We start from the raw sequence: 11,001 nt of genomic DNA on the forward strand, positions 1-11,001 counted from the left end.
CATGACCACCGGAATCGGCCCCGAACCCATCAGTCTCCCAGTGGAGCCGGATAGGGCGTTGTTGAGGCGGCGTGCCGTTTTCTCCTCACAGGCGGTGAATCTGGGACCCCACCACATCGCCGATCCGGAGACCGTCTCCGGGACGACATCGGCGCCCCGGCGTCACGCCCATGATTACTCTCTGCGTCTCATCGACGACCTGACCAACCGTTCCGTCGACCCGATGTTCGTCGATTCACTGCTTGTCTCGACGCAGCGCCGCTCGCCCCTCATCGTCTGGAGCACGCGTCTGGTCGTTATGCTTATCTGCGTGGGTGTCGGACTGTTCGGGAGTGCGTTCGTCAGACAGCTCAACACGGATCCACGCAAGGAGGTCCGCGCCAGCCTTGCCAAGGAGCTGGAGGAGCAGAAGGGTGAGTTCGATGATCTGAGCTCCCAGGTGACGAAGCTGCGTTCGCAGGTCGATGCGCAGTCCAAGAAGCTGGGAACGAGCAGCCAGAGCACGACGCTCAGCCAGGATGAGCTTGTCAATGGGCTGGTCGCGGTGACGGGCGAGGGGATCACACTGACCATAGCCGATCCGTTGGCAGCGTCCAATGAGACATCGTCGACCAGGGGAGGCACTTCGCAGCTGAGAGTGGTTACGGACACGGATCTCCAGACATTCGTCTCGATTCTTTGGAAGGCCGGAGCGGAGGCCATCTCGGTGAACGGCTATCGAATCGGCGTGCAGACGTCGATTAGAAGGGCCGGACAAACGATTCTCGTCGGCGTCAACGGAGTTCAAAGCCCGTACACGATACGCGCGATCGGCAACAAAACGACTTTGGCTAAGGCGGTTGGCTCGAAATCCCTGGCATCCTTGTACGCGGATCTGGCTTCGGCGGGCATTACGCCGCACGTTGACAAATCTTCATCGCTTAGTATGGACGCTGCGGGATCAGGAGACATAACCTACGCCACGAAGGGGGACTAGATGGCCGCAATACTCGGATTGATCATCGGAATCGTTCTGGGAATATTCGTGCGCCCCGACATACCCATCCTCCTGCAGCCCTATCTGCCGATTATGGTGGTCGCGGCGATCGACGCGCTGCTGGGAGCCGGCAGGGCATACTTCGAGAGAAGCTTCTCCGACAAGGTCTTCGTCATATCCTTCGTGTCGAATGTCATCACCGCCGCGCTTCTCGTGCTTCTGGGCAACCAGCTTGGCGTGGGATCCCAGTTGCAGACCGCCGTTATCGTGGTTCTAGGCATCCGAATCTTCTCCAACGTGTCCGCCATACGACGATTCATTTTCCACGGGTGATGCGCCATGAAACATAGTCAGACGATGAATGGGTCCAAAGACCATGCCGAACATGGCGAGCATGGGGGGAACGTCGATCGTGACACCCAGAACGACAACACGAGAACGGGGTCTTTTCCGGTCGTCCGTCGGCGTAGAAGGATTCCCGCCATAGGCGACTCGAGTGTGGGAAGCAGGCTTCTGACCAGTGTGCTCATCACGATTCTCTGCGCCACCTTGGGTTTTGGATATGCCATCCAGCTGAACAACGATACGTCCACGTACGAGACCATGAGCGAGGAGGAACTGACCAGGCTGATCACTGAGACAAGCACCCAGGTGCAGAATCTGGAGCAGCGTAAGACGGAGCTCAGCAGCCAGCTCAACTCATTGAAGGCCGCAGTCGACAAGCAGAAGGAGGCCGAGAGGATCGCGAAGCAGAATGAGGAGACCAATGGCCTGCTTTCCGGAAGGCTTGCCGCGCAGGGCGAGGGTGTGGTCATAACCGTCAGCAAGGGTAAGAAATCCTCGGTCGACGCGTCGACGATGTTCCAACTGATCGAGGAGCTGCGGAACGCCGGTGCCGAGGTCATGGCCATCAACAGCCTGCGAATAGTCACATCCACGTATGTGGCGGATACGGATGGCGGGCTTGAGTGCGATGGCGTCATCCTCTCGACGCCCTATAAGATCAAGGCCATCGGTGATTCGCAGAACCTTCAGAACGCGGTGAGCATCGCGGGCGGGGTGGGATCGCGCCTGAAGGTGAAGTTCGGGGCCACGGTGAAGGTCACCTCCTCCAAGAAGGTCGTTATCGACGAGATCCGCAAGACCCGCAAATATACGTATGCGAAGACTGTAGAATAGTGCGCATGACAGATCCCATTCCATCCGCCGGCGAGACGACCATCATTGGCATGCCGGCCATAACAATACCCGTGACGTTGACGGGAGACCGTCCGCTGACGACCGAGGACATCGACACCATATCCCGTCTGGCGCCAAGGACGGCGTTGTTGATTTCGACGCGCGGCGCGGTGTCCGGATCGCGTTACCTCCTTGACCAGGACGAGACCACAGTCGGGCGCGACCCGCAGGCGGACATTCTTCTGGATGATTCCACGGTTTCACGCGCTCACGCGGTTTTCAGACGTGTGGGTGGAGACTTCACGGTCGCCGATTCTGGAAGCCTGAACGGCACCTACGTCAACCGGCGTAGGGTCGATGAAGCGGTCCTCCATAACGGTGATGAGATCATGATCGGCAAATTCCGTCTGGTGTTCTTCACTGGAGCGTCGTCCGTCTCCTGATGTCGGAGCGGTGACGGGGGATTCCCGATATGGTCATTCCACTGCGGGAGTTGTTGTTTGTGTAAGACAGGTATGGGTGGTTTGAAAGGAGTGGGTTGATGTCCCCGGATAGCGAACGTGGGGGTCTGAGTTCCGGTCCTGAATTGAGATTGCACATTCCGCATGAGGGTCATGACGATTCTTATGGCGGAACCGCTGTGCAGGGGGAGTTGTTCTCGGGGAGCGTGGATGACGACCTGCCCAAACGCGGATATCGCGGGACGGTGGCGTCGAAGGTCGCCGGCATAACATACCGACAGCTGGACTACTGGGCAAGGAAGCGGATTCTCGAACCATCCATCACCCCTTCGCACGGATCGGGATCTCGACGGCTGTATTCCTTCAAGGACGTCGTTATTCTGGCGGTTTCGAAGCGGCTTCTTGACGCGGGAATCAACCTGCAGAATGTCACGTCAGCCATTGGCTTCCTCACTCAGCGGACGACCGCCGAGCTTGGTGGCATCACGATTATGTGTGATGGGGAAACCGTGCATGAGTGCGTAAACGGGGGAGATGTGGTGGATGTCCTGAACACGGGCGCCGCCGTTTTCGCTGTTTCCGTGGGTCTGCTATGGGGGGAGATCCGGCAGGCTTTGGAGGGTGAGGAGTGCGTCGAACTGGAGGATTCCGCTGTGGATCAGTCGGGATCCAGCTCCCACCCGCTTGACGAACTGACGGAGATCAGGCTCCGTCGCGAGCTGGCCGCGCGGCATGCTCGCCGTGAGTCGGCATGAGTGCGAATCGACATTGGCGTTGGGCATGATGATTGCGGCGCTCTTACCACTGGGGCTGTGGTTGGCTAGTATGGCCATGGGTGTGGTTGTTTGCGCTTCATGCGTGGTCAATGGCGCCTTGATGCCATCGGCACGCCTCCGTATTCCAGGCGTTCGTCCCGTGCCGTGGAGCGTTGTGGCGCTTCACCTCTGTTCCGTCGTTATCGGAGCCATGGCATATGCCGTTTTTCTGCTGATAGAACCGGTTGCAAAGAGTTCAATCGTCAGATGGTATGAGTCGGTTGGGTTGGTATCCGCCATCGTCGTCGTGGCGTGTGTTGTTTGCCAGCTGGTTGCCATGTATCTGCATGCGCGCAATGCCATGAAAGGGGAAATGGACAGGACTCTTAGGCGGAGGACCTGAGCTAAAATCCTAATCTGACATAACGTACATTATCGGCTAACTCAGAACCGAGTGAAAATACCTGATGATCATTACATCTGCCTAATTGAAATACGCGCTGACGGCATCATCAAGATCGTCGACATGATCGATGACACGATAAGCGCCGTGTTCCTCGAGCTCGCCGGATTCCGCATAGCCCCATGCGCATCCAAGGCAGTCCAAGCTGCAATCGCGCGCGCCATCGGCATCGGTCCATCGATCGCCGACCATAAGAGCCCTGTCTCCGGACGATTCCGAATATCTCAAGCACGAGAACGCATACCGTATAACCGAGGCTTTGGTTATACGGGAGTTGTCGCGACTGGCGCCAAAAACATCATCGACAAGATCGTCAAGACCGAAATGCTCGCAAATTGGACGCGCCTGATACTCGGGTTTGCACGTCGCGACCGCAAGAATGAAATCCTGGGTTCGAAGACGGCGCAACTGATCGGGAATGCCGGAATAGACGGAATTTGCCAGCGAGCCCGGAACCTTGTGGCCGGGATTCAGGGGATCGTCAAACACGGCCTCCTCCGAATAATATCGGCGGTATGTGCGCACAGCCTCATCCAAGCGGTCCTCGGGAACATTGTTGCGTCTCATGGATTCAATGATCGCCGGTCCGATGAAACGCCGCATCTCCGATTTATCAGGAACCGGGAACCCCAATGTCTCCAAAGCTTTTTCGGCGCTGGCGATGATTCCCGGATCCGATTTCGTGAGGGTTCCATCCAAATCCAAAAGGACAATTCTTCTGCCGGTGCCGGATTGTCTCAAACCGCTCTCCCTGTCGTTGGCGATGCTGTAGATGACATGTTTGTCGTCATATGGTGTCTATTATCGCCAATCCCGTTGGCGTGGACGAGGAGTCACTCGTAATCGGGAATCCAGCCGTCATGATGCATGGCCAGCCGCTTATCCAGAAGAGCCTTCAGCTCGTCCTCGCTACGGCGTTCAAGAAGCATGTCCCAGTGGGTGCGCGTCGGCTTACCGGAATCATCCGAGGTGTTCTCTGAATCGCCCTCGCGGTGGGCCGTCGACCCACACCGGCATTCCCACTCGTTGGGGATTTCGGCCCCCTCCGCGAAGGGGAGAATCGTCCGGTGCCCCTTCGGACAGATGTATGACACCTCCATACGGGCCGCGAAATCGACGTTATCGTCGGACTCCAGTGATTTCGCTCCGATGCTCATGCCACGTAGGCTACGTTCCGCCATCTTCCGCCTCCTTGTTGTGGGACGACAATCACCGTCCGTCGTCCGCACGCTCCACTACGACTGTCCACGGTATCGAACAGCGCGGACGTTAACCGCATTCCCACTGTTCTCGCAGGGCCGACATGATGAAGGGCATGGGCCCACGAGATCAATCGACGCCGGAATACGCGACCACTCCCCTGTTCACCTCATCCCGTGCACGTCGAACGATCCGCGGATCAAGGGACATGTTTAACCGCGGAACCGCGCAGGCCTCCGACATCTGCCCCAACAGGTCCGACAGTCGTTTCATAACCCTTACGAAATCGCCGCCTGTGATGTCGTTACCATCGAGCACCTCGGCGAGCGGCGCGCCATCTGCCCATGCGTAGACGATGTCGCATATCGAGAAGTTGGGCGCGGATGTGGAGTCCAGCCCGTGACGTTGGCACAGATCATCGATGTCCTCCCATACGTCGCCGATCGTGTCGGCCGAGGCGGCGACCTTGCCGTTCGGACCTCCGGGAATGCGCCCTGGGGAGGAGTCTCCCCCGTGCCTTGCCTCATAGACCAGCGATGACACCACGGATGCCAGTTCTCGATGGTCCAGACCGTCAAAGACTCCGCGAGACATCAGCTCCGCCAAGAGGAGGTCGCGCTCGCTGTACAGACGACGCAGCATGTCGCCTTTGGGCGTCAGATGGATGGTGGTTCCGCCGTCATGATTCTCGATCTGAAGGTAGCCCAGAAGCTTCAGGACGTCGCAGATGTGGTCGAATCCCCGTGCGACCGATCCGGTACGGTTCTGATAGGCGTCGCGGGCGCGGTCAAGCTCGCGGCATTCGCGGACCCACCGGTGTCCCCAGGTCAGATGCCTCGTGAGGTCGGGACAACGGCGGCAGGGATGGTTCCGCTCCCTCGTCCGAAGGTCGTCGATGCGCGCGTCCAAATCCATGAATGCGTGGGAGCGCTCCTGATCGGTGTCGAAAACCCTCTCCTTGAGTTCGCGTCTGCCATTCTTTTGCGCGAGGCTGAGATCGCGACGAATCGTCATGTACTCGCGGAAGTCTCCCATGGAGCACGCGAAGGCCTTCTCATACGACGCGACGGCCGTTGCCAGCTGGTCGATGCGGGCTTCAAGGTCGACCGACGACTTGTTCGCCTCCCATTGGGCGAAGCAGTGGTCCAGTGTCGACCGAGCGGTCGAATAATCGCTGTGGCTGAGAAGATTGACCGCCATGTTGAAGGTCGGCCGAAAACTTGAGTGGATGGGATATACGCGCGCGCTTGACAACGAGGCCATGGTTGCCGGCGTGAAATCAGGATGGTCGACGACTACGGCATGTCCTATCGAGTCGACTCCGCGGCGTCCAGCGCGACCGGTCAGCTGAGTGAACTCCCCCGGAGTCAGAGGGACATGCCCAGTGCCGTCGTATTTCTCGAGTTTCTCGATGACCACGCAACGGGCGGGCATATTGACACCAAGGGCAAGCGTTTCTGTGGCGAACACCACGCGTACCAGACCCATTTCGAAAAGACGTTCGACGATCTGGCGGAACAGCGCGATCATGCCGGCATGATGGGGCGCGAAACCCTCCTCTAGCGCGAAGCGCAATCGGGAGAAATGAAGCGCTTTGAGATCATCGTCGGAAAGCTGCCCTGCCACCATCTCATCGACAATGTCACGGATGCGTCGTGCCTCATCATCCGTTGTGAGATGCAGTCCGGCCGTGAGACACTGCTCGACGGCCTTGTCGCATCCCGCCCGAGAGAATATGAAGTATATGCCGGGAAGCATATCTAGGAAATCGAGTTCGTCTATCACCGCCCATCGCCGCGGCGTATGGCGTAAGGATTTTGCGCGTGTGCCGGATTGTTGGCCGTGGGGACGTCCATGTCGCTTTTGGGGAAGTCTGATGCGTTTTTCCGCGCGTCGATCGAGTTGCTCAAGACGTCGCGGAAGCCACGGATTCAAAGAGGAGGTCTCATGTCCCGAACCGTTGCGGCGGTACAGGTCGATGAGTTCGGGCTCGTGTGAGTCGTCCTGCTGCACAAGAACATGCTGCTCCAGGGGAACGGGCCGGTGTTCCGACACCACCAGTGCGGTCTCGCCCCGCACGGAGGATATCCAACCGGAGAAGTCCTCGACGTTCGACACGGTGGCGGACAACGCGATTATCCGAACCCGGGGCGGAAGGTGGATGATGACCTCCTCCCAGACGGGACCTCGGAAGCGATCGGCCAGATAATGCACCTCGTCAAGAATGACGTATCCGAGCGAGTCCAGTGAGGAGGACCGCTCATAAAGCATGTTGCGCAGAACCTCCGTCGTCATCACCACGATGTCCGCATCGGGGTTCACCGCGGTGTCCCCGGTGAGAAGGCCCACCGAATCGGCGCCATAAAGCGCGGACAGATCATGATACTTCTGATTGCTCAGAGCTTTGATGGGCGTTGTGTAAAAGGCTTTGACGCCTTGATGGCGCGCGAGAAACACCGCGAAATCCGCGGCGACGGTTTTGCCCGCTCCCGTGGGGGCCGCGACAAGGACGTTCGCGCCTGATTCCAACGCGTCGTTCGCCCTGATCTGAAAGTCGTCGAGATCAAATGGTGCTTGGCGTGAGAACTGTCCGGACAGCGTGGAGTCATGACGACGGTGTTCCATGAACGACTGGTATCGACAAGAGGGGGACTGCGTCATGGTTGCGTGGAGGCCTTTGACTGATATGGCGGATAGGTGGTGCGAGTCATTGATCAGGGTTTGCGACGTGATAGTTCCGCATTGATGAGAAGTGCGTGGACGGTTCCGGAGTGGCGGCGAAACCGGTGTCCTCCAATGTCTCCGGTATGCGGCTGGCAGCCCAAGATCTCCAGATCATGCGGTGGGACTGCCGCCGGCGAACGCGCCGCAACTCTATGTCCCGTCGGGTGTCCTCGTAGTGCGAGGCGGCCACGGATAGGGGAACCGCGAACGAGGCCGTGTGGGACTTCTGCGGATCGTCTGAGGAATCGTTGAGGGCGTCCAAAGCCGTTCCTATTGTGTCCGCGGTCTCACCAAGGGAGCCCAGTGCCTTCAAGCCGCGAAGAATCGTGTGGATGCAACCGGCGATGACCACGCCGATGCAGAAAACCGCAAGAACGATCCACATCCACCATGTCATGTGGACTCCTTTCACTGACGCTGACGACTTACTGATCTCTGTCGATGTTTCGCGAGGATTCCGAATCGTCCTGCTGCCCCACGCTCAGTTCCCGACGGGCACGGGCGACGATCATGGTCCTCAGCGTTTCGGGAGCTACGGCGAGGATGTGTCGTGCATGCGAGATGCAGAAGGCGACGAACCAGGAGTCCGACGAAACCATGAGATGGATCTTCTCGCCATCGGCGCACTTCTCCACGCGGGCGCCAGGCAGCGTGGAGATGAAGGGAAGCCCCGCGCGGTCGGTGGTGAACACCGCGGCGGTGCCGTTGTCGAAACTCCATTTGCGAAGCTCCGACACGGGAACGTCCGGTATACGCAGTATGGTCGTTGGCGCCACCAGCGTGGCCCGTTCGATTCGCGCGATGCGCAGGACCTGCCATACTCGGGGAAGTCCATTGGCCCGGTTGATCGTTTTGTCCGTGGACACCAACGAGGCCATGTCCTCCGGTGCGGCTTTCGCCACATCGGTCCATACCGCGGCATAGTACACACCTTCGTCCACGAAGATCTTCGAGGGCGCGACAAGCTTGCGACGCGTGCGCCCGGCGCCATCCGTGTATTCCATGTCGAGGAGTGACGCGGTGTCGATGGCCTGCTTGACGACGGAGAAACTTCGTGGCTCAAGTTCGTAGCCGGTCAAGCTCAGCCAAGGGGTCTCGCCTGGACGAACATGTTGCCTGAGTCGAAGATACAGGGATTCCGCCTGAGAGCGCTGTTCGTCCGGCAGAAGGGGCGCATGCGCCAGATAACTCGCCGAGGCGGTGAGCATACTCAGATACTGCTGTGAGATGCCGGCCAGACGTTCGAGTCCCAGAGAGTTCGTCGCCGAGACGATGCTTTCCGATTCAAGAAGAGACCAATCGATGTCGAAGAACTGGCTTCCCGCCATCTCCCCATCGTCGGACACCGTTGTGAGCGTGTTGATGTCCTTGTGGATGACCGCCACCGCGCGACGCATCTCCTCAGGCGTTCTGGCCGGGCCGATGAAGCGTTCCGCAAGCTCCGCGAGCGAGAACTCCTCCCCCAGATGGGCGGACAGGAAAAGCATGAGTCGTAGCCTTCGGTCCACCTCGCTTCCGGTCTGGAACGAGGGATTGGACTTGTGTGACGATGCGCTGTCGTCATGGTCGGTGATCTCGGATTTGCGGCTGATGGTCGGAGACACCACGGTGTTTCCGACAAGGCTCTGGCTTGTGTCCGCCAGAGAGATGTCGATCGCGGATACAAGCCGTCTGTGGAAGGCGTCCACGGCCTCCTGCGGGCTGATGATGGACGCTCCCGGATGCTCGAGAACGAACATGGCCAGATCGTCGGAATCGGTGTATGCGACGTTGAGGTGTTCGCCATCCACTTCGACGGTCGCAGCGAATCGCCGAGAGTCGATGACTTTCACCAAGGCGTCGGGAATGGTCTGGGTCCCCAGTCCCGGAGCGATGGAATCCAACCCCAAGCCCGGCGCGGGGGTCTGCGGGACACGAGGCGTCGTGCGCGATGCGCGGTGCTCCATGGACTCTTGGGAGGGGCGGGATGATATCGACATCGACCGCGCAAGGTAATTCGCCGCCGCGAGAACGGGGAGGTCCTCCTGCTCGAAACGCAGGCGGACTCGTGGCTCATCCCCGAGCTGAAGACGGTATGAGGCGAAATCCTGTCCCTCCGACTTTGATGAGTACTCAGGCTGTCGTGATTCGATGGCTATGCCCATGGCTGCGAGTTTGGCGCGATCCCGTTGGAACTGCTTCGCGAAGGCCGCCTTCGCCGCCTGATCGGCCAGCTCGCCATAAGAATCCGCATAGGCCTTGACTCTCTGGGCAATCTGCCGCGAGGTCAGCCATTGGGGGAAGGCCGACGATAGGACGGCTAACACATCAAGCTCGTGCTTGCCCCATTTGTCGGAAAAACGCCGCCTTCCACTGCTTCCCTCTGCCATTAGTCCTCACGTATCGTTAACGTTCCGTCTTAATGTGCACCGTCGTGAGCGCACTGCACTCCATGATAGAGCTTTTTCGTGCCGATTTGTGCCGATTTCCCCACATGGTCATTTTTCCGTGGGGATTCCCCGCAACCACGCCCACATGGCAGTCACGGATCCGCCGCCAGCGCATTATGGGGCGGGAAACACCGCATCACACCCAATCGTCAGGCTCGATCCCCTGGGGGCCGACGAACTGTCCGTCGGGGACGTAGCTCGGGTGGCCCATATCTTCAAGACGGGCGTCACCATACATCACCACGTTGCGTCCGAACGTCCAGTCACCGTGGATCGTGACGGATCGCGCGGCACCCAGTGACGGAACCGCGTAGGGGAAACGTTCGTCGAAATCGGCGATGTTTCGGTAGTACCTGTCGTCCAAGTCAATGGGTGGGAGATGATAGTCCCCATCCTCCATCTCGAAGGAATCAGTGAGGTGGAATCGGTCGGAACGCATGACGAACAGATCGTTCGTCGTTTTGACGGGCAGGAACCGCATCCTGTCAACCTGCACGCAGATGGCGCCGTCGAACAGGGAGATGGCGGATCCCATCGCCGTCTCGAGCTGTATGACCTTCTGGGATGTGAGATCGGTCGGATCGACAGTCTTGTGGTTGACGATGACAGGAAGCGGAAGAACGCCATGGTGCTGCTCCAGCTTCTCCCGAAGGGCGTCGATCCGTATCCACATGCTGTTGGTATTGAAGTACGGGTGGCGCGAGATGTTCTGCGCGTGTGCTTTGTCCTGCTCGCGTACCTGGGTCATCTCACGAAGGATAAGGCGTCCGGTGCGGCGGTCCCTCACTAGGTGCCCGCCCTTGCGGTCCGCCTC

11 protein-coding genes are annotated in these 11,001 nt (G+C 59.0%); 5 read left to right on the top strand and 6 right to left on the bottom strand.

Features of this window, described 5'->3' with window-relative positions:
- Position 1: 1 nt before the first annotated feature.
- From Q1X90_RS04265 to Q1X90_RS04285, 5 genes are all read left to right on the top strand, one after another.
- A complete protein-coding gene (locus Q1X90_RS04265; protein WP_300766864.1) occupies positions 2-976 on the top strand; it encodes a DUF881 domain-containing protein in 975 nt (324 codons plus the stop codon).
- Complete coding sequence (locus Q1X90_RS04270) at positions 977-1,309, top strand: small basic family protein (RefSeq protein ID WP_300766866.1); 333 nt, start codon at positions 977-979, stop codon at positions 1,307-1,309. It begins immediately after the preceding gene.
- 24 nt (positions 1,310-1,333) lie between these two features.
- Positions 1,334-2,155: a DUF881 domain-containing protein gene (locus Q1X90_RS04275; protein WP_300766893.1), complete on the top strand. Its 822-nt coding sequence runs from the start codon at positions 1,334-1,336 to the stop codon at positions 2,153-2,155.
- A 5-nt stretch (positions 2,156-2,160) separates the two neighbouring features.
- On the top strand, positions 2,161-2,598 hold the full coding sequence (locus Q1X90_RS04280; protein WP_300766867.1) for an FHA domain-containing protein: 438 nt from the start codon (positions 2,161-2,163) through the stop codon (positions 2,596-2,598).
- A gap of 98 nt (positions 2,599-2,696) precedes the next feature.
- Entirely contained in the window at positions 2,697-3,371 is a 675-nt protein-coding gene (locus tag Q1X90_RS04285) for a MerR family transcriptional regulator (RefSeq protein ID WP_300766869.1), read from the top strand.
- Between the two features lie 484 nt (positions 3,372-3,855).
- Here Q1X90_RS04285 and Q1X90_RS04290 read toward each other — a convergent pair whose 3' ends face one another.
- The 6 genes from Q1X90_RS04290 to Q1X90_RS04315 form a co-directional block, all read right to left on the bottom strand.
- A complete protein-coding gene (locus Q1X90_RS04290; RefSeq protein WP_300766871.1) occupies positions 3,856-4,575 on the bottom strand; it encodes an HAD hydrolase-like protein in 720 nt (239 codons plus the stop codon).
- A 92-nt stretch (positions 4,576-4,667) separates the two neighbouring features.
- Positions 4,668-5,015, bottom strand: coding sequence for an RNA polymerase-binding protein RbpA (locus tag Q1X90_RS04295; RefSeq protein WP_300766873.1), 348 nt, complete (start codon positions 5,013-5,015; stop codon positions 4,668-4,670).
- 148 nt (positions 5,016-5,163) lie between these two features.
- Positions 5,164-7,695: a DEAD/DEAH box helicase gene (locus Q1X90_RS04300; RefSeq protein WP_300766875.1), complete on the bottom strand. Its 2,532-nt coding sequence runs from the start codon at positions 7,693-7,695 to the stop codon at positions 5,164-5,166.
- A gap of 46 nt (positions 7,696-7,741) precedes the next feature.
- Positions 7,742-8,155, bottom strand: a complete 414-nt coding sequence (locus Q1X90_RS04305; protein ID WP_300766877.1) for a hypothetical protein — start codon at positions 8,153-8,155, stop codon at positions 7,742-7,744.
- Between the two features lie 28 nt (positions 8,156-8,183).
- The gene (locus Q1X90_RS04310; protein WP_300766879.1) at positions 8,184-10,127 is read right to left on the bottom strand and encodes a WYL domain-containing protein; all 1,944 of its coding nucleotides are present in this window, start codon (positions 10,125-10,127) and stop codon (positions 8,184-8,186) included.
- Positions 10,128-10,323: 196 nt separating this feature from the next.
- Positions 10,324-11,001, bottom strand: a 678-nt coding sequence (locus Q1X90_RS04315; protein ID WP_300766881.1) for a UTP--glucose-1-phosphate uridylyltransferase, incomplete at its 5' end; no start/stop codon positions are given.

Source organism: uncultured Bifidobacterium sp., assembly GCF_949292005.1.
Taxonomy (GTDB): domain Bacteria; phylum Actinomycetota; class Actinomycetes; order Actinomycetales; family Bifidobacteriaceae; genus Bifidobacterium.